Annotated in this window: 20 protein-coding genes; 12 read left to right on the plus strand and 8 right to left on the minus strand. The window is 67.2% G+C overall.

Annotated elements, in window-relative coordinates:
* Nucleotides 1-39: 39 nt before the first annotated feature.
* A complete protein-coding gene (locus IEY68_RS24165; protein ID WP_062999649.1) occupies nucleotides 40-456 on the plus strand; it encodes a hypothetical protein in 417 nt (138 codons plus the stop codon).
* A gap of 221 nt (nucleotides 457-677) precedes the next feature.
* Here the strand turns inward: IEY68_RS24165 and IEY68_RS24170 are convergent, their stop codons facing one another.
* The 4 genes from IEY68_RS24170 to IEY68_RS24185 all read right to left on the minus strand — a co-directional run bounded on the left by IEY68_RS24170 (nucleotide 678) and on the right by IEY68_RS24185 (nucleotide 3170).
* Nucleotides 678-1223, minus strand: coding sequence for a carboxymuconolactone decarboxylase family protein (locus IEY68_RS24170; RefSeq protein ID WP_062999651.1), 546 nt, complete (start codon nucleotides 1221-1223; stop codon nucleotides 678-680).
* 127 nt (nucleotides 1224-1350) lie between these two features.
* Complete coding sequence (locus IEY68_RS24175) at nucleotides 1351-2067, minus strand: polysaccharide deacetylase family protein (protein WP_062999653.1); 717 nt, start codon at nucleotides 2065-2067, stop codon at nucleotides 1351-1353.
* A 51-nt stretch (nucleotides 2068-2118) separates the two neighbouring features.
* A complete protein-coding gene (locus tag IEY68_RS24180) occupies nucleotides 2119-2520 on the minus strand; it encodes an ArsR/SmtB family transcription factor (protein ID WP_062999654.1) in 402 nt (133 codons plus the stop codon).
* On the minus strand, nucleotides 2520-3170 hold the full coding sequence (locus IEY68_RS24185; RefSeq protein WP_062999656.1) for an SRPBCC family protein: 651 nt from the start codon (nucleotides 3168-3170) through the stop codon (nucleotides 2520-2522). Before IEY68_RS24185 ends, IEY68_RS24180 begins: the two co-directional genes overlap by 1 nt.
* A 393-nt stretch (nucleotides 3171-3563) precedes the next feature.
* Between IEY68_RS24185 and IEY68_RS24190 the strand changes: the two genes are divergently transcribed.
* Both IEY68_RS24190 and IEY68_RS24195 read left to right on the plus strand, forming a co-directional pair.
* Nucleotides 3564-3713, plus strand: coding sequence for a hypothetical protein (locus IEY68_RS24190; protein WP_189094474.1), 150 nt, complete (start codon nucleotides 3564-3566; stop codon nucleotides 3711-3713).
* Nucleotides 3713-4984 (plus strand): helix-turn-helix domain-containing protein, encoded by a 1272-nt coding sequence (locus tag IEY68_RS24195; protein ID WP_063916387.1) that lies wholly within the window; start codon nucleotides 3713-3715, stop codon nucleotides 4982-4984. The genes IEY68_RS24190 and IEY68_RS24195 overlap by 1 nt, the downstream gene beginning before the upstream one ends.
* A gap of 79 nt (nucleotides 4985-5063) precedes the next feature.
* Here IEY68_RS24195 and IEY68_RS24200 read toward each other — a convergent pair whose 3' ends face one another.
* Nucleotides 5064-5918, minus strand: coding sequence for a patatin-like phospholipase family protein (locus IEY68_RS24200; RefSeq protein WP_062999658.1), 855 nt, complete (start codon nucleotides 5916-5918; stop codon nucleotides 5064-5066).
* A 176-nt stretch (nucleotides 5919-6094) separates the two neighbouring features.
* Here IEY68_RS24200 and IEY68_RS24205 point away from each other — a divergent pair, with 176 nt between their 5' ends.
* From IEY68_RS24205 to IEY68_RS24215, 3 genes are all read left to right on the plus strand, one after another.
* A complete protein-coding gene (locus IEY68_RS24205) occupies nucleotides 6095-6472 on the plus strand; it encodes a VOC family protein (RefSeq protein WP_062999660.1) in 378 nt (125 codons plus the stop codon).
* 172 nt (nucleotides 6473-6644) lie between these two features.
* A complete protein-coding gene (locus IEY68_RS24210; RefSeq protein ID WP_062999662.1) occupies nucleotides 6645-7517 on the plus strand; it encodes a nuclease-related domain-containing protein in 873 nt (290 codons plus the stop codon).
* A gap of 172 nt (nucleotides 7518-7689) precedes the next feature.
* Entirely contained in the window at nucleotides 7690-9513 is a 1824-nt protein-coding gene (locus IEY68_RS24215; protein WP_062999663.1) for an acyl-CoA dehydrogenase, read from the plus strand.
* 57 nt (nucleotides 9514-9570) lie between these two features.
* Here IEY68_RS24215 and IEY68_RS24220 read toward each other — a convergent pair whose 3' ends face one another.
* Nucleotides 9571-10044 carry a MarR family winged helix-turn-helix transcriptional regulator gene (locus IEY68_RS24220; protein WP_062999665.1) on the minus strand — a complete coding sequence of 158 codons (474 nt, stop codon included), beginning with the start codon at nucleotides 10042-10044 and terminating at the stop codon, nucleotides 9571-9573.
* A gap of 52 nt (nucleotides 10045-10096) precedes the next feature.
* Here IEY68_RS24220 and IEY68_RS24225 point away from each other — a divergent pair, with 52 nt between their 5' ends.
* The 6 genes from IEY68_RS24225 (at nucleotide 10097) to ramB (ending at nucleotide 15103) form a co-directional block, all read left to right on the plus strand.
* The gene (locus IEY68_RS24225) at nucleotides 10097-11323 is read left to right on the plus strand and encodes a multidrug effflux MFS transporter (protein WP_189094475.1); all 1227 of its coding nucleotides are present in this window, start codon (nucleotides 10097-10099) and stop codon (nucleotides 11321-11323) included.
* Between the two features lie 107 nt (nucleotides 11324-11430).
* Complete coding sequence (locus tag IEY68_RS24230; protein WP_062999667.1) at nucleotides 11431-12639, plus strand: inorganic phosphate transporter; 1209 nt, start codon at nucleotides 11431-11433, stop codon at nucleotides 12637-12639.
* A gap of 70 nt (nucleotides 12640-12709) precedes the next feature.
* Entirely contained in the window at nucleotides 12710-12985 is a 276-nt protein-coding gene (locus IEY68_RS24235) for a hypothetical protein (protein ID WP_062999669.1), read from the plus strand.
* Between the two features lies 1 nt (nucleotide 12986).
* Entirely contained in the window at nucleotides 12987-13340 is a 354-nt protein-coding gene (locus IEY68_RS24240; protein WP_062999671.1) for a DUF3349 domain-containing protein, read from the plus strand.
* Nucleotides 13340-13618: a DUF3349 domain-containing protein gene (locus IEY68_RS24245; protein WP_062999673.1), complete on the plus strand. Its 279-nt coding sequence runs from the start codon at nucleotides 13340-13342 to the stop codon at nucleotides 13616-13618. Before IEY68_RS24240 ends, IEY68_RS24245 begins: the two co-directional genes overlap by 1 nt.
* Nucleotides 13619-13696: 78 nt before the next feature.
* Nucleotides 13697-15103 (plus strand): acetate metabolism transcriptional regulator RamB, encoded by a 1407-nt coding sequence (ramB, locus tag IEY68_RS24250; RefSeq protein WP_062999675.1) that lies wholly within the window; start codon nucleotides 13697-13699, stop codon nucleotides 15101-15103.
* Nucleotides 15104-15125: 22 nt separating this feature from the next.
* Here the strand turns inward: ramB and IEY68_RS24255 are convergent, their stop codons facing one another.
* Both IEY68_RS24255 and IEY68_RS24260 read right to left on the minus strand, forming a co-directional pair.
* Nucleotides 15126-16079 carry a hexose kinase gene (locus tag IEY68_RS24255; RefSeq protein ID WP_063916389.1) on the minus strand — a complete coding sequence of 318 codons (954 nt, stop codon included), beginning with the start codon at nucleotides 16077-16079 and terminating at the stop codon, nucleotides 15126-15128.
* 106 nt (nucleotides 16080-16185) lie between these two features.
* On the minus strand, nucleotides 16186-17175 hold the full coding sequence (locus IEY68_RS24260) for an XdhC family protein (RefSeq protein ID WP_062999687.1): 990 nt from the start codon (nucleotides 17173-17175) through the stop codon (nucleotides 16186-16188).
* Nucleotides 17176-17202 lie beyond the last annotated feature (27 nt).

A 17202-nucleotide genomic window follows, 5' to 3' on the forward strand; every position in this document is an offset into this window, starting at 1 on the left:
CACCGGGCAGCCCATGCCCGGCTGGGATATATTCCGCCGGTGAGCCCGGAACCGTCACCGCCCGCACGCCGCGGGTTGCGACCGGTCCTCGGTGCGGCGGCGGCCCTGCTGCTGTTCGTGATCGTGCTGATCGCGGTCTTCGTCGACACCCGGATGGTGCACACCGAGGTACTGCGGGTCGAAACCCAGCCCGCGAGCGTCGAATACGACGGCTCGACCTACCACACCGGACTCCTGCGCCGGGAGAGTTGGCTGCTGCATCGACGTCTCCCGGACATGATCCTGGTCGGACGTTACCCGGAAATGGAGTACGGGCACCCGGTGTACTTCGAGATCACCGGCACCCGCGATCCGGTACTCGAGTCGGTGCGATGGAGCCCGGCGGGAGTGTGGGCCCACCTCGACTCCGGGCACGAGATATTTGTTCCGGCAAACGCTTTCACCGGCGGTCGCTGACACCAGGGCGGCCACCGAACCCCTGGCTCCGGGCAAGGTGAGTGCGGGCGACGATGTAAATGGGCCCGGACGAGATGGAATCCGGCGCAACGTGGCGGCGACCGGGGTCTCACGCACTACGCATCGCGCGGAACCGGTGGGGCCCGGTGGTGCGGTGATCGCCCGGCACGAGCAGGAGGTCTACGCGCGGCGGCGCAGGTCTGTGTGACCGTTCGGCCGGTTCAGAAATCGTCGCGGCGGATGCGAAGTGTGGTGATGGTCGAGGCCAGGCCCTCGTACTGATTGACCAGCAGGACGATTTCGATGAGCCGGCGGTCGTCGTAGTAGGTGGACAGGTGTTCCCAGGCGGCGTCGTCGATATCGCGGGTCGAGACCAGCTGATCCACCGCGGCGAGCAGCGCCCGGTGCTTATCGGTCCAGCCTTCCGCGCCGGCGCCGGCCCGGATCCTTTCCAGGATCTCCGGGGTCACCCCGGCCCGCCGCCCGAGGCGGATGTGGTGGTCGGTCTCGTATTCGCAATCGCGCAGATGGGCGACGCGCAGGATGACCAGTTCGGTCTCGTGGCGGCGCAGCCGCCCACCCGGCATCAGCATTCCGGAGAAGTGCAGCCAGCCGCGGAACAACCGTCCGGCCCGGCCCAGGGTGCTGAACACCTGGGCGTCCGCGGTGCCCGACGCCCGCGAGAGCACCTGCCAGGCCGCCCAGTTGAACGGACCCAGCTCGCGGAGGCGGCCGGGGGTTATCCGTGGTCGCGGCTGCGAAACCATCACATCGCCCTCTCCGGTGGAACAGTTGTGCGGCCGCGGCTGTCGTCGCGACTCCCGCGGCACGGCTTTGCTCCGAACCTACCCGCCGGTGGCGCGGCCGGAGCGGACGACTTTCCCGGAGTGTATTTCACGAGCGTGCGGAATCGCCTCGGTCGAGCAGTTCGGAGACCGTGACGAACCGGTACCCCTGCGCGTGCAGTTTCGCGGCGATCGGACCGATGGCGGCCCGGGAAGCCGCTCCGGACGCGTACATGGTGTGCAGCAGGATGATCGACCCCGGGCGTACCTGGTCGACGGCGGCGGCGACCATGTCCGCGGTCGAGGTGTTGCCGTCCTCGGGTTCGACATCCCAGGTGACCGTCGTGCGGTCGTGGTCGGCGAGATAGCTCGGCAGGGCCCACAGTTTCTTGCAGTAGGGCGGCCGGAAGGTGATGTCGCCCTGGTAACCGGCCGCCCGGATCTCGCTGTCGGTGCCTTCCACCTCCTCGACGACTGTTTCGGGCGAGACCAGCACCATGCGCCGGTGGTTGTAGGTGTGGTTGCCGAGCTCGTGACCGGCCGCCACGATGGCCCGGCCCAGTTCGGGGCGGGCGGCCAGATCGCGGCCGTTGAGATAGAAGGTGGCGGGGATACCGGCGGTGGCGAGTAGCCCGAGCACTTCGGGAGCGTGCTCGGACGGTCCGTCGTCCAGCGTCAGTGCCACCACCTTCTCGGTGGTGTCCACGCGGTCCACCAGGCGACCGGCCAGCTGGTAGGTCCGCGAATTCATCAGGAAATAGCCGCCGGCCACCACGATCAGCACCGCCACCAGGGCGATCGCCGACCCTGCCATCCACTTCCGCATGCCAGGTATATATCAGGTGCCGGTCGAGATGGCGACTGTAGGAGAGGTCGGTCAGGCGGTCCGGTCCGTACGATTCGCCGACGTTGTGCCGCTGGGCTTTTCGCGTCGTTCGCGCTTGCCACGGGCGACCTCGGTGGCGAGGGCGTCGAGGGGTTGCGCGAATCGCGCCAGCGGGTCCACCAGTTCGGTCAGCCATTCCCGCGCGGTCGCGATCCCGTCCGGTTCCAGGGCGTAGAAACGCCGGTTGGCTTCCGCGCGTACCCGGACCAGTCCGGCCGCGCGCAGCACCTTGAGGTGCTGGGAGACCGCGGGTTGCGAGATCGGCGTGTGCTCGCGGATCTCGTCGACCAGGGTGCCGGCGGAGCGTTCACCGCCGGACACCAGTAGCAGTATCGCGCGGCGCACCGGGTCGCCGAGTGCCTCGAACACTTTCGCCGGGGAGGCGTGGCCCATCAGGATTGTTGCTCCTCCTCGGCGGTGTAGAAGCCGACGGTCGCCTCGGCGGCCGTATGAGCCTGTGCCGGATCGTCACCGTCGGAAATCGCGGCCTCGGCCCAGTCGCCGGCGGCGGCGCGGACGAACGAGTTGCCCGCGGGTGTGAGCGGAAATTCCACCGCGGCCGCCGAGTGGTCCTCCGCACGGCTGTCGAGATGCAAACCCAGACCCAGCAGCGCGAGATCCCAGCCCACGCCGACCGCGCCGGGGCCGAATTGTTTCCACATATCCGGGTCGACGGGGGCTTCGTGGACCAATTCCAGAGTAGTTCCCGCATCCGCCCGGGTGAGCCGTATTTCGAGCCAGGAAACGATGGGCCCTGCCTCCCAGGTCACGGCAAAGTGTTTCGGCGGTTCGCATTCCTCGATCACACCGCCGGCATTTCCTTCGGTTTGGTAACGGCCGCCCACGCTCAACTGTCCGGTAACAGGTAGGAACCATCGGGGAATCCGATCGATATCGGTGAGTGCCTCCCACAGATCGTCCGGATCGGTGGCGTATGTACGCCGCGCGACGGCGATCCGGGTGACGGCTCCCTGCCGTTCCCCGGTGCGGACCTCCCGGGTGACCAGTCCCGCGATAGCGGCCGGATCGGTGAGCGAACCCATATTTTCCTCCCTTGATAAGTTTCTACTTATATTACATCGATTAGGCCGGTGTAGCTGTGCCGGCCGTGGCGGGTGGTGCGGTTCGGCCGGGGCGGGAGTGGAATCTCCGGTACAGCAACGGGTCCGGGTTCATCGCTCGATCCCGTGAGAGGGAAACAGCGCTGTTTCCCCGGGCGTCCGCCGGGATAAAGTGACGAGCGGATCGCGGGGTGGATTCCACGGCGGAATTCGGTATTCCCGGGCCATGCGCGGTCCGGTCCGAGGCGACTGCGCCCGGCTCGGGCAGGCAATGGATCAATTCGCTACTCCGGTGGTAGCGAAATACTGGTTAGCATTTGTGAAGAGCTTGTCGTCCTTTGGTCACAAGCCGGAGTCGCAACGAAGGAGCCAGATATGCGAGAACTGGTGCCACGCTTCGATATGCACGATCCGACGAGCGCGGCGGTACCCGGTCCGGTGCCGAAATCACGCCGCCGCGTATTTCCCGTACACCGGTATATAGGACGTTCGCGTCCGGCCGCGGCGAAGGGCGTGCTCTTCTGATGGCGGATCACGACTCCGGTATCGGCCGCAAGATCGCCTATTACCGTGCGCGGAAAGGTCTGTCCCAGCGGGACTTCGCCCCGCTCATCAAACGGTCGGAGGCCTGGGTCTCGCAGGTGGAACGCGGTGTCCGGCCGGTCAAGGCGCTCGATGTGCTCGAACGTATCGCCGATGTGCTCGATATGCCCGTCGCCGAACTGGCGCCGTCCGCGCCCACCGCGCAGGCCGAACCGGTCCCGGCCGTAGCCGTGCCGCTACTTCTGCTGCTGACCGGTAACCACGCCCTGCGGGCGCTGACCGCCGGATCCGGGACCGTCCCGGATCCGGATCGACTCGCACAGGGCGCCGACGCCGCCTGGACGTTCACCCGGCTGGGCCACTACACGGATCTACTGGATCTGCTGGAATCGCTGCTGCCCGAACTGGAGGCCGCGGTGGTGCACACCGGCTCCCGCGACGCCGAACTCCTGCTGGCCGATACCTACCAGGCGTATGCGGTCGCGCTCGCGGACCTGCAGCAGTTCGATGCCGCGTGGGTGTCCGCCGATCGCGCGATCGCCGCGGCGCAGCGTGCCGCCGATCCGATTCTGATGGCCGCGGGCGCATTTCGTCTCGCCTTCGTCTTCCACCGTTCCCATCGCCTCGACCAGGCGAAACACACCGCGAGAAGCGCACGCGAGGTGCTCGGCGGACTTATCGGCGAGGCCGAGCCGCGAGCAGCGAGTGTGTACGGCGCACTGACCCTCCAGCTCGCGCTCATCGCGGCGAGAACCGAGGAGGCCGAGGAGGCCTACGAATTGCTCGCCGCCGCCCGCGCGACGGCGGCGGCCCTGGGCGAGGACCGCGATGACCACCATATGGATTTCGGACCCACCGCAGTGGATCTGCACGAGGTCGCCGCCGCGGTGGAACTGGGCGATGCCGGTACCGCGATCCGGCTGGCCGGCAAGATCGACCCGGAACGGCTCGCGCCCGGACAGCACAGCCGGTTGCTCATCGATGCCGCCCGTGCGTGGGCTCAGCGTCGCAGTCCCGAACGCGCACTCGCGTTACTGCTGGAGGCGGAGGTGCTCGCCCCCGAACAGGTGTACCGGCACAAGTCGGTGCGGTCGACGACCGCGGATCTGCTCAGCATGGACCGCAGCACGCCCGGCCTGAGTGAATTCGCGCAGCGAATCGGTGTGGACGCGGCGCTGATCCAGCCGGTGACGGTCCGTCCCGGCCCGGCCCGCAGCGGTCTGCGCGCAGCCCGCGGCCCACGCGCGATCTGAGCGGTCCGGTCCATCGGGCGCGGCAGGGTGTGGCCGAGCCGCAAATCCGCGCACGGCCGGAGCGAATGCGGAGGTACGCCTAGTCGGTGGCCGGTGTGGCGGGCCAGAATTCCTTCAGTTCGGCCGCGGTCGGCGCCGCCTGCCGCACGCCCGATTCGTAGGCCGGACCCAGCGCGGCGTCGGCGAACAGATCGGTTCCGAACGCGGCGACGGCAGTCTCGTCCGGACGCACCGAGATCTCTCGCGCGGCGCCCAGTTCACGGTCGGCGCGGGTGCGCGGATACACGTGTGCCAGCGGCTCCAGGATCACGACTACATCGTGATCCACGGCGAGGTCGGCATTGATGGTGGAACGCACTCCACCGTCCATGTAGTGCCGGCCGTCGATCTCGATCGGCGGGAAAACGCCGGGAACCGCGGTACTGGAGGCGAGTGCCTGGACGAGCGTGGCAGCGCCGTCGCGGGTCCAGGCGGTGAGCGTCCCCGTGCCGATATCGACAGCGGTGATCCGCAGATCGGTCTCGGGCCATCCGGCGAAACCGACAAGGGATCCGATGCGCTCGATATGCGCGGCCGGGTCGCCGGTGTCCGTGCCCAGTGCGAGTTCGCCGATTCGCTGGAGCACCAGATCGCGATCCTGGTCGACGGCACGCAGCAGGGAGGCGATCTCGAGCAGCGGCGCGTAGTTGTGCCGGGGCGGTTCGGTGGACCGCGGCCGCGGAGTCAGCAAGGTGGCGAGGTCGAGTCCGGCCGCGACGGCCGAGCCGACGACCGCGCCGGCGGAGGTGCCGATGATCCGGTCGGCCAGGGACAGGTCGATCCCGGCGTCGCGTAGGCCGCCGGCGAGGCCGCTCAGCCAGGCGATTCCGACCGGGCCACCGCCTCCCAGTACCAGGGCGATCGTGGGTTTTCCGGCAGGCCGGGCGTCAGGCATGGCAAGAGGTTAGCCAATGCGGGAGAGTCGCGCCCGGCGCGACCGGTCGGTATCGCCGCCGCTCCGGAGTCGGGCACTGCGCCGTATTTATGGCGTAGATCACGGTGCGAGGCGCGGACCGAGTGGGTAGAAATAACTTCGTACACCATACGTTGTTTTCGGCAAGCGGAGGTCATATGCGAATCACCGGTACCGCTGTATCGCTCAACGTCGCCGATCCCGCCGTTTCGGCGGAGTTCGTCACCACCCATTTCGGCTTCGCCGAGCAGATGGCCGCGGATGGTTTCGTCTCACTCGGCCACCCCGAGGCGGGGATCAACCTCATCTACCTGCGCACCGGTCTGTCCACGTTCAAGCCCGAGCGCGCCGCCGGTGCCGCCGGTGACGGATTGCTGGTGGTGTTCGTGGTGGCCGATATCGATACCGAATACGCTCGCCTGCGCGCGGAAGGGGCCCCGATCGTCACCCCGATCGAGACCGAGGAGTGGGGCGAACGCTATTTCCAGACCACCGATGCGAACGGGATCATCTACCAACTCGTGCAATGGGTTTGACGCCATCGCGCACCCCGGACCGGGTACCCGGGCGCCGGGTCCGGGGTGCTGATTGCCGATTCGCCTGAACCGCAGGTCATATGAGTGGTACGAAAGTGGCTGGCGGGCCGTTATCGACATGGGGGTCGGTGGTGGCATGAGGGGTAACGACACACGGCAGAGGTAGAGCACGATGCTGGTGAAGGTCGACGATCGGGCGGAACTATCCGCGGCCGAAAAGGAATTCGTGGAATGTCTGCGGCAGCTGCCTACGACCGGTCTGGCCATCGTGGATCTGCGGATCGGTACCCAGCGTGGAACCCGGCAGATCGGCGCGGTGATCTGGACGCCGCAGGGCGTCCTCGTGGTCGAAGTGGTCGGGTTCCGCAGCAGGCAGAGCGGCGTGTTGACGGTGTCCCAGGAACGGCCGTGGCGGGTGGGTGATGTCGCGGCGGATCTGGAACTGGAATTCGGGGTGAACCCGGTGCGCAAACTGGAGACGGCCGTGCGGGAGGTCGAGCTGACCTTCGAGCGCGCCACCTACGACCCCGGGCAGTTGTGCGGGGCGGTGGCGCTGGCCCCCATGCGTGGCGCGGTGCTGCGGCCGGGCCGGGAAACGCTGCGGCCGGGGCTGGACGTAGTGGTCGGTAACACGGTCGAATCGACCGAACTGCGGATCTTCCTGGAGAACTTCGCGCCCGGAGCGCCGCGCTGGACGCTGGGCCGGGTCTGTGCGGCGACCCGGGCGCTCACCGGTTGGGCGCCGGAACGCGGTGAGCTGATCGCCGCCGGTTTCGAGGACAAACTGCCGGAGGCGCCCAGGAAACCGCGGGAGCGGCCCAGTTGGCGCCGTCCGGATTCCGGTCGTAACCAGGACGCCGTCGGTTGGGTGGTGCTCACGGTCGCGGTGCTGGGCATGCTCGTGGTGCTGGGCGCGATCATCGGATCCCTGCTGACCGACGGGCCCGCTGCCGAACCGGCGGCGCCGCCGAGCACCACCGTCGAGCCGACTGTGCCCGTGCGCGGGGGTCCGGTGGAGTGCTGGCCGCTACAACCGGGTTGTTGAGCAGGGTGTGCGCCTGTCCCGGACACCGGTTCCGGGCCGGGTGAGCGGTCGGGCCGAAACTACGGTTGCGTACCCGGTGCCGAGTCCGGCACGCTTCGGTTCGTACGATGTCGAAATGCCTGTAACCACGCGGTCGGCCCGGCCGCCGACCGTTTCGACCAGGAGGACAGCCGTGGGTCACTACCAGGCGAATCTGCGTGATATCGAGTTCAACCTCTTCGAGGTGTTCGAACTGGGCAAGATTCTCGATTCCGGTGCGTATGGGGATCTGGACACCGATACCGCGCGCGAGATCCTGGCCGAGGTCAAACGACTCGCCGAGGGGCCGGTGGCGCAATCATTCGCGGCAGCCGACCGGGATCCGGTGGAGTTCGTGCCGGAGACCCATTCGGTCACTGTCCCGGAAGCTCTGGCCGAAACCGTGCACGCCATTCGCGACGCCGGCTGGAACCGCCTCGGCAAGCCCGCGGAGATGGGCGGTATGCCCGCACCGGCCGCACTCTGCTGGGCGGTCAGCGAAATGATCACCTGCGCCAACCCGTCGGCGGTGTTCTTCGATATGGGCGCGGTGATGGCGCAGGTCCTTTTCGAGATCGGCAACGAGCAGCAGAAGCATTGGGCCGCAGCCGGTTTCGACCGTCATTGGCAGGGCACCATGGTGCTCACCGAACCCGACGCGGGCTCGGATGTGGGTGCCGGTCGGACCAAGGCCGTCGAACAGCCCGACGGCACCTGGCATATCGAGGGTGTCAAACGCTTCATCTCCGGCGCCGATGTCGGCGATACCGCGGAGAACATCTTCCACCTGGTGCTGGCACGCCCCGAGGGCGCGGGGCCGGGCACCAAGGGCCTATCGCTGTTCTACGTACCGAAATTCCTGTTCGATCCGCAGACCCTGGAACTGGGCGAGCGCAACGGGGCCTATGTCACCGATGTCGAACACAAGATGGGCCTGAAGTCCTCGCCCACCTGTGAACTCACCTTCGGGGGCGAGAAGCCCGCCGTGGGCTGGCTGGTCGGGGACAACCACAACGGTATCGCGCAGATGTTCAAGGTGATCGAGAACGCGCGCATGATGGTGGGCGTCAAATCCAGCGGGACCCTGTCCACCGGATATCTGAACGCTCTCGCGTACGCGAAAGAACGGGTGCAGGGCGCCGACCTGACCCGGATGGCGGACAAGGCCGCGCCGCGGGTCGCCATCACCCACCACCCGGATGTGCGGCGCAGCCTGGCCACACAGAAGGCCTATGCCGAGGGTCTGCGCGCGGTCTACCTCTACACCGCGGTCCACCAGAACGCCGATGTGGCGGAACTGGTTTCCGGGGTGGACGCCGAAACGGCACACCGGGTGGACGATTTCCTGCTGCCCATCGTCAAGGGTGTGGGTTCGGAACGGGCCTACCAGTACCTGACCGAATCGCTGCAGACCCTGGGCGGCTCGGGCTATCTGCAGGACTATCCGATCGAGCAGTACATCCGCGACGCCAAGATCGACTCGCTGTACGAGGGCACCACCGCCATCCAGGCGCAGGACTTCTTCTTCCGCAAGATCATCCGGGACAAGGGTGCCGCCGCGGGGCAGATCTTCGGCCAGATCCTCGCGTTCCTGGATTCGCCCACCGGCCGGTTGGATACCGAACGGGCACTGCTGCGCACCGCGCTCGAAGATGTCCAGACGATGGCGGGGGCGCTGACCGGCTATGCCGTGGCCGCCCGATCCGAACCCGCCGAGCTGTACAAGATCGGACTCGGTTCGGTGCGGTTCCTGCTCGCGGTCGGTGATCTGCTGATCGGCTGGCGGCTGCTGGTCCAGGCCGAGGTCGCCACCGCGGCTCTGGCCGCGGCCGGCGAGCGGGACCGGCCGTTCTATACGGGCAAGGTCGCGGTGGCGAGCTTCTTCGCGAAGAATGTGCTGCCCACTCTCACCGCGACCAAGGAGATCATCGCGGCGCTCGATACCGACATCATGAGCATGCCCGAAGAGGCTTTCTGATCCGACCGGTGGCGGCCCGTCCGGGATCGGATGGACCGCCACCGGTCGCAGGCGCGCTCAGCTGTCGCGCGGGCGGGTGACGCGGGGTGCCGTGCCGGTCAGTGCGCCGGCCAGTGCGCGTAGGCCGCCGATGGCCGCTGTCAGACTTTCCCGATCGGCCGGATCCAGAGTGGCCAGGGCGTCGAGGACCAGTCCGGTGCGTACCGCCTCCATCTCGCGGGCGTGCGCGATGGCCTTCTCGGTGGGCAGGATTCGGCTGCAACGCCGGTCGCCCGGGTCGGGTTCGCGATCGATGAGGCTGTATTCACTCAGCTGACGCAGTGTCGCGCTCATATTGCTCGGCTGCATACCGGTCAGCGCGGCCAGTTCGCCGGCGGCGGTGCCGGGGTTGTGCACGATGATGCGCAGCACCTCGAATTGGGTATCGGTGAGTGGTTCGGCACCGGTGAGGCGCGGTGTCGCCTTGCGCACCGCCCGCGCGATATCCCGCAGCGCGTTGTCCAGCGCGCGGAGATCGGAGGGGTTGCTCATTCGCCCATGTTAGCTTATGTATACATAAATAAGCATTTTGGGAGGAGGCGCCGTGCTACCTGTTCGTACGCGACCCGGGGTATCGGGACTGCTACTGGTGGTGCTGGCACTGCTGTCGGCCGCGGCGCCGTTCGCGGTGGACATGTACCTGCCGGCGTTCACCGAACTCGCCGCCGATCTCGACACCAGCGCGGCGAGCGTGCAGCTCACCCTGACCGCGTTCCTGGTCGGGCTGGCGGCGGGGCAGTTGCTCATCGGACCACTCTCCGATCGGTTCGGCCGCCGCACACCCCTGGTGGTGGCTACGGCGATCACCGTCGTGGTCACCGTGATCTGTGCCCTGGCGCCCACTATCTGGCTGCTGATCGCCATGCGCTTCGTCCAAGGCCTGACCGCGTCCTCGGGTCTGGTCATCGGTCGTGCGGTCGGCGCCGACCGCACCGAGGGCGCGGCCACCGCCCGGCTCTTCACGCTGTTCTCCGCCATCGGAGGTATCGCGCCGGTGGTCGCGCCACTACTCGGCGGCGTTCTGGTGTCCGCCGGCTGGCGGGCCGAATTCTGGGCGCTGAGCGGAATCTTCCTGCTGATGTTCCTGGGTGCGCTGTTCGTGGTGCCGGAATCGCTGCCGCCGGAGCGGCGGCATACCGACGGTATCGGCGGCACATTGCGCACCATGCGGGATATCGGTTCCGACCGCGGTTATCTCGGCTATATCTTCGCTTTCGCGCTGGGGTTCGCCGGGATGATGGCCTATATCTCGGCCTCTCCGTTCGTGATCGAGAACGTGCTGGGAATGTCCAACCGCGTGTACACGATCGTGTTCGCGACCAATGCCGCCGGGATGGTGGTGGCCGGGGTGGTGATCTCCCGGCTCGTCGGCCGGTTCGGTCCGGGGCCGATCCTGCGGATCGGGCAGGCGGTGATCCTGGTGGCCGGGATCGTGTTGCTCGTACTGCTGGTCGCCGGGGCGCCGGCCGCGCTGGTACTGCCCGTGCTCTTCGTGATGGTGGCCGCCACCCCGACGGTCATGGGCACCGCGAGCGCGCTGGCGATCGGCCGGGCGCGTCACGCCGCCGGTACTGCTTCGGCGCTGATGGGGGCACTGCAATTCACGCTGGGCGCGGTGGTTTCTCCGCTGGTCGGTCTCGGCGGTCCGGCCACCGGTGTACCGATGGGCATCGTGATCGTGGTCTGCGCGTGCCTGGGCATGATCGCGCGGCGGGTCGCGGCGACGGCGGGTGAGGTCGCGCGGTTCGAGCGCGAAGCGGCCCACATATGAGGGTTCGGCGGCGCGCCACCCGCGTTCACGCAAGTGGGTGCTGTCTTTCGCCGGGCGCCCGGTCCCGCTGGTCCAGACCGTGCGGTCCATGACGCACAATGCATGGCGTGACGGTTGAGCTGCTGATCCTTCTGGTCGTCATTGTCACGGCGCTGGCTTTCGACTTCACCAATGGTTTCCACGACACGGCCAATGCCATGGCGACCTCCATCGCCACTGGAGCGCTGCGCCCCAGAGTCGCGGTCGCGTTATCGGCGATCCTGAATCTGGTGGGCGCGTTCCTGTCGGTGGCGGTGGCGGCGACGGTGGCCGAGGGAATCGTGCGGTTGAACGAGGTGTCCGGGCACTCACTGCTCATCATCGTCTACGCCGGGTTGGTCGGCGGTATTCTCTGGAATCTGCTCACCTGGTTGTTCGGGTTGCCGTCGAGTTCCTCGCACGCGCTGTTCGGTGGTTTGATCGGCGCGACCCTCGCGGCACTCGGGTGGAGCGGGGTGGTGTGGGTCTCCGGTGACGGCGGGGTGATCAACAAGATCGTGATCCCCGCGCTGCTCGCGCCGATAGTCGCCGGTATGGTCGCCACGATCGGGACCTGGTCGGTGTACCGGCTCACCCGAAGTGCCGATCCGGACAAGGTGACCACCGGGTTCCGGTGGGGCCAGGTCGGCTCGGCATCGCTGGTATCGCTGGCGCACGGCACCAACGACGCGCAGAAGACGATGGGGGTCATCTTCCTGGCCCTGGTCGCCCACGGTGAACTCTCCCCGGATTCGGCGATGCCGCTGTGGGTGATGGCCGCCTGCGCGTGCGCGATCGCGGCGGGTACTTATCTGGGTGGCTGGCGGATCATCCGCACCCTCGGGAAACGACTGGTCGATATCGATTCACCACAGGGCCTCGCGGCCGAATCGGCCTCGGCGGCGATCATCTTGACCTCCGCTCATTTCGGATTGCCGCTCTCGACGACACAGACCGTTACCGGTGCGATACTCGGTTCCGGACTCGGCAAGGGCGCCGAGGTGCGCTGGGGTGTGATGGGCCGGATGGTCGTGGCGTGGCTGCTGACACTGCCGGCCGCCGGTATCGCGGGCGCCATCTGCTGGGTGCTCGCGCACTACATCGGCGGGCTGGCGGGTGTGCTGGTGGTCTTCGCGCTGCTGATCGCGCTGGCGGGTCTCATCTACCGGCGCTCGCTGCGGGACAAGGTGTCCAGCGGCAATGTGAACGACCCCCCTGCGGCGGATGCCGAGCCGGCTCTGCCCCGGCCGGCGCAGCAACCACCGGTCGCCGGATCGACATCCGAGGAGGCTTCATGATGCGGTACCTCCGCCTTCGCTGCGGTCTCCGCGGACCGCATGGAACGAATTCGATGGAGGCTTCATATCGATGGTTCTGACGAATCTCAGAGCGCTGGGGCAGGTGACGCTGGCGGCGCTGGTTCTCGGTGCCGGGCTACCGATGGTGTTCGCACTCGGGGTGCGGCTGTGGTCGGCCGCGGGGACGGCGGGGCCCGGCGGTTCGTTGCGGCGGCGTCCGGCCGCGCTGGTCGGTGCCTGCGCCTGCTTGGTCGCCGTGGTGGCCGTGGTGATCGCGGGGGTGCTCTTCGTCGCCAAGGCATTTCTCGCGCAGCGGCTCGGTATCCACCTGTTCGGGCAGGCTTGAGATGACCGCGGAGCACGGGGTGTCGCCGGAGCGGTCGGGTCTGCTGACCCGGGTTCTCGCGTGGCTGCGGGCCGGATATCCACAGGGGGTTCCCCAATCGGACTATGTGGCACTGTTCGCCGTCCTGCACCGGGACCTGACCGAGTACGAAGTCGTACAGGTAGCCGAGGAACTGGTCCGTGACCGTGATGATCAGGCGATCACGCACGCCGAGGTGGAAGTGGCGGTCAGCAGGTACGCCCGGGAACAGGCAGGTCCGGAGGATATCGCCCGGGTGGCGTCGCATCTGGCCGCGGGTGGCTGGCCGCTTGCCTCGCCGCTGGCCGAGATCGCCCGGCCCGACGAGGACCGATGATGCCGCATGTGCTGCGTGCGATCGTCGATTGGCTCCGGCGGGGTTATCCGGAGGGCGTCCCGGAATCCGATTACATTCCGCTGGTCGCGCTGCTGCGACGAAGGCTGACCGACCAAGAGGTCCAGGAGATCGCCGCGGAAGTACTGCATTCGCCGGACCGCCCGATCGATCGCACCGATATCCAGGTGATGATCACCGAGGTCACCGACGAGATGCCCTCCGAGGTGGACCTGCAGCGGGTGCTGTCACATCTGGATCCACCCGGCTGGCCCCACTGAACCCCGACCGTACAGTCGAATATGCAATTCTTGCTAACCCGCGTATCGCACGGTGCGAACGACCCCTAAGCTGGACGCATGGCCAAGACTTATGTCGGCGCCCGGTTGCGGCAGCTGCGGACCGAACGCGGGCTCAGTCAGGTGGCGCTGGCGCAGCAACTGGAGATCTCGGCCAGCTATCTCAACCAGATCGAGCACGATGTCCGGCCGCTCACCGTCCCGGTTCTGCTGCGGATAAGCGAGGTCTTCGGGGTCGAGGCCACCTTCTTCTCACCGCAGGACGACACCCGGCTCATCGCCGAGCTACAGGAAGTGGTGATGGACCAGGAACTGGGTATCGAGGCCGACGCCCGCGAGATCGCGGAGATGGTCTCGGCCCATCCGAGTATGGCCCGGGCCCTGGTCAATATGCACAACCGCTACCGCAACACCAGCGCCCAGCTGGCCGCGGCCACCGAGGACAGATTCGCGGACGGCTCCGGTAGCGCCACCATCAGCAAACCGCACGAGGAAGTGCGCGACTACTTCTATCAGCGGCAGAACTATATCCACGAACTCGACACCGCCGCAGAGGAACTGGCCAACCGGATCCGTTTGCACAACGGCGACGCGCACAGCGAGATCCCCAAGGTGCTGCGTACCCACGGTGTGCGGATCGTGGAACGTATCGATCTCGGTGGAGGCGTCCTGCACCGCTACGATCCGGATGATCAGGTGCTCGAGATCGCGCCGCATCTGTCCGGTGGGCAGCGTCTGTTCAAACTCGCCGCCGAACTGGCCTATTTCGAATGCGGGCAGCTGCTGGAGAAACTGGTGGACGAGGGCAACTTCTCCGGTCCGGACGCACGCAAACTCGCAATGCTCGGTCTGGCCAACTATTTTGCCGCCGCCACCGTACTGCCCTACACCTACTTCCACGAGGTCGCCGAGGATTTCCGCTACGACATCGAACGGTTGTCGGCGTTCTTCGCGCAGAGCTACGAGACCATCTGCCACCGTCTCTCCACGCTGCAGCGGCCGGAACTACGCGGGGTGCCCTTCTCGTTCGTACGGGTCGACCGGGCCGGGAACATGTCGAAACGGCAGTCCGCCACCGGTTTTCATTTCTCCTCCAGCGGTGGCACCTGCCCGCTGTGGAATGTGTACGAGACCTTCGCCTACCCCGGCAAGATCATGACGCAGATCGCGCAGATGCCGGACGGCCGCAAGTATCTGTGGGTGGCGCGCACGGTGGAACGTCGGGCGACACGGTACGGACAGCCCAGTAAGACCTTCGCGATCGGGCTGGGCTGCGAGATCCGGCACGCGGCGCGGGTGGTGTACGCCGACGGGATCGATCTGCGCGAGGCCAACGCCACCCCCATCGGCGCGGGCTGCCGGGTATGCGACCGCACCAACTGCCCTCAGCGTGCGTTCCCGCCGCTCGGCAAAACCCTGGATATCAGCGAGCATCGGAGCTCGGTCTCACCGTATGTACTGAAATAAGCCTCGCGACAGAGGCTTCCGGTCAGTTCCCGGTCGATTGCCGTTCAGGGGTCTCCAGCTCGGAGACGAGCACGGTCGGCGCCAGATGACCGCGCAACCGCCGGTCTATTTCCCCGGCCACCGGAATGACCACCGACGCGGCCGAGGTCGCGACCGCGTCGACGAGGATCGCCGGCCAATCCGGAGTCTTCGTGGTGGCCAGGGCCGCGATCACGGCGGCGGCCACCGGATCACCCGCGCCGGTCGGATTACCGGTGAGCGGTTCCGGTAGCCGGGCCTCCCAGGAACCGTCCGGGGTCACCGCGACCATGCCCAGCGGTCCCCGGGTCACGATCACCGCGCCCACACCGCGATCCACCAGCGGCCGGGTTGCGGTGAGCAGTGCCTCCGGAGTCTCGGGACGGCAGTGGGTGAGCGATTCGAATTCGTCGAGACCGGGCAGCAGCACGACCCCGGGGACTCGGGCGACCATCCGCAGTGCCGGTCCGTGCAGATCGCAGACTGTGGGCACCGCAGCATCCAGGGCCGCGTGAGCGATCCGGGCGGGTAGACCGGGATCGATACCGTCGGGTAGTGATCCCGCGATCACCAGACCCGAGATATGCGGCAGCATCCCCGATACCCGAACTTCGAGCTGCTCGGAGGCGTGCGGATTCGATATTCTCGCCCCGGGTTCCCGGAACGCGGTCGCGGTACCGGTATCGGATTCGCTGATCACCACGGTGCGCCGGACCCAGGGCAGCGCATGGACGAAATCCACCGGCATCTCGGCCTCGGCTGCCGCGGCGAAGGCGTGATCGGCGAACCCGGTGGCGCGGGCATAGCGGCCCAATTGATTGAGCACCCGGGTGACATTGATGCCCTTGCCGCCGAGACGCTGCTCCACCGAGCGAACCCGATGTGTCTGTCCGCGGGTGTAGTTCTCGACCCGGTAGGTCACATCGTAAGCGGGATTCATTGTCACGGTGAGGATCACGAGAACCACTGTCCACGAGAGTCGGCCCGGCGCAAGATCGAGGGGCGGGATTGCGAGGATGATTTCGGTCGCCTCCGGTGCGACCCGGAACGACGGGATACTGGGCTCAGATCGCCGCCTCCGCCGGGAACGAGACCGTGATCCGGCCGAGCCGGCCGTTGCGCACGGCCACCAACTCCGCGATCACCGCCAGTGCCGTCTCGGTGGCCGTCGCCGCGCCGATATCCATTCCGGCAGGGGAGTGCAGGCGTGCCAGCTGCGTATCGTCGAACCCGCTCGCCCGCAGATCGTCGAGGCGGCGCGCGCTCGAGACCAGTGAACCGACCGCGCCGATATAACCGATCTCCGGCAGTCGTAGCGCGACGGTGAGCAGCGGGATCTCGAACTGCGGATCGTGGGAGGCCAGCACGATACCGGTGGAGGAATCGATCTCGCCCTCGGAGACCAGCATGTTCAGGTAGCGGTGTGGCCAATCGCAGACCACTTCGGCGCCGGGGAAGGATTCCGGCACCGCGAACGTGGGTCGTGGATCGCAGATGGCGACCCGGTAGCCGAGGAGCTGCGCTTGCGCCGACAACGCCGCGGCCACGGTATTGGCGCCGAACATCACCAGCAGCGGCGGCGGAGCGAACGAGGCGACGAAGATATCGGACTGCGGTAGCGAGACCAGTTCCGTCGCATGTCTTTTATCGGTGATCAGATGCTGGCCGATCATTCCCGGCTCCGGATTCCACACCACCGTGAAAACGGTGACCCGACGGTGCTCGGCTATTTCGGCGGCAATGGTCGGGAATTCCGGGAAATGGCCGCGGGAGAACGGTTCGGTGAACACATCGATCACCGCGCCCTCGCCACCGGGTACGGGCAGCCGGTGCAGCGCGCGCTGACCGGTCCGGGCCGACTGCAGGGTGGACTCGTAGACGGTGTCCTCTATCCCGGTCGCCGCCATGGTCCCGTAGATCATTCCGTCGGGGTCCACCAGTATCGATGTCCCCACCGGAATATCCACCTGACCACCCGTGCGCACGATGGTGGCCAGCCCGCCCGTCCGGCCCGAACGCCACACCTGCAGCAGGTCGTCGACGATGTCGCGCATCAACAGCTCCGATCCCACCGTGCGACG

The organism is Nocardia jinanensis (assembly GCF_014645735.1).
In the GTDB taxonomy this organism is placed as follows: domain Bacteria; phylum Actinomycetota; class Actinomycetes; order Mycobacteriales; family Mycobacteriaceae; genus Nocardia; species Nocardia jinanensis.

What these genes read in the sequence shown, in the direction of transcription:
- IEY68_RS24180 (WP_062999654.1), bottom strand. Translation starts at nt 2,520, where the DNA reads ATGGGCCACGCCTCCCCGGCGAAAGTGTTCGAGGCACTCGGCGACCCG.
- IEY68_RS24195 (WP_063916387.1), top strand. Translation starts at nt 3,713, where the DNA reads ATGGCGGATCACGACTCCGGTATCGGCCGCAAGATCGCCTATTACCGT.
- IEY68_RS24235 (WP_062999669.1), top strand. Translation starts at nt 12,710, where the DNA reads ATGGTTCTGACGAATCTCAGAGCGCTGGGGCAGGTGACGCTGGCGGCG.
- IEY68_RS24210 (WP_062999662.1), top strand. Translation starts at nt 6,645, where the DNA reads ATGCTGGTGAAGGTCGACGATCGGGCGGAACTATCCGCGGCCGAAAAG.
- IEY68_RS24200 (WP_062999658.1), bottom strand. Translation starts at nt 5,918, where the DNA reads ATGCCTGACGCCCGGCCTGCCGGAAAACCCACGATCGCCCTGGTACTG.
- IEY68_RS24260 (WP_062999687.1), bottom strand. Translation starts at nt 17,175, where the DNA reads ATGCGCGACATCGTCGACGACCTGCTGCAGGTGTGGCGTTCGGGCCGG.
- IEY68_RS24205 (WP_062999660.1), top strand. Translation starts at nt 6,095, where the DNA reads ATGCGAATCACCGGTACCGCTGTATCGCTCAACGTCGCCGATCCCGCC.
- IEY68_RS24240 (WP_062999671.1), top strand. Translation starts at nt 12,987, where the DNA reads ATGACCGCGGAGCACGGGGTGTCGCCGGAGCGGTCGGGTCTGCTGACC.
- IEY68_RS24185 (WP_062999656.1), bottom strand. Translation starts at nt 3,170, where the DNA reads ATGGGTTCGCTCACCGATCCGGCCGCTATCGCGGGACTGGTCACCCGG.
- IEY68_RS24245 (WP_062999673.1), top strand. Translation starts at nt 13,340, where the DNA reads ATGCCGCATGTGCTGCGTGCGATCGTCGATTGGCTCCGGCGGGGTTAT.
- IEY68_RS24190 (WP_189094474.1), top strand. Translation starts at nt 3,564, where the DNA reads ATGCGAGAACTGGTGCCACGCTTCGATATGCACGATCCGACGAGCGCG.
- IEY68_RS24175 (WP_062999653.1), bottom strand. Translation starts at nt 2,067, where the DNA reads ATGCGGAAGTGGATGGCAGGGTCGGCGATCGCCCTGGTGGCGGTGCTG.
- IEY68_RS24170 (WP_062999651.1), bottom strand. Translation starts at nt 1,223, where the DNA reads ATGGTTTCGCAGCCGCGACCACGGATAACCCCCGGCCGCCTCCGCGAG.
- ramB (WP_062999675.1), top strand. Translation starts at nt 13,697, where the DNA reads ATGGCCAAGACTTATGTCGGCGCCCGGTTGCGGCAGCTGCGGACCGAA.
- IEY68_RS24220 (WP_062999665.1), bottom strand. Translation starts at nt 10,044, where the DNA reads ATGAGCAACCCCTCCGATCTCCGCGCGCTGGACAACGCGCTGCGGGAT.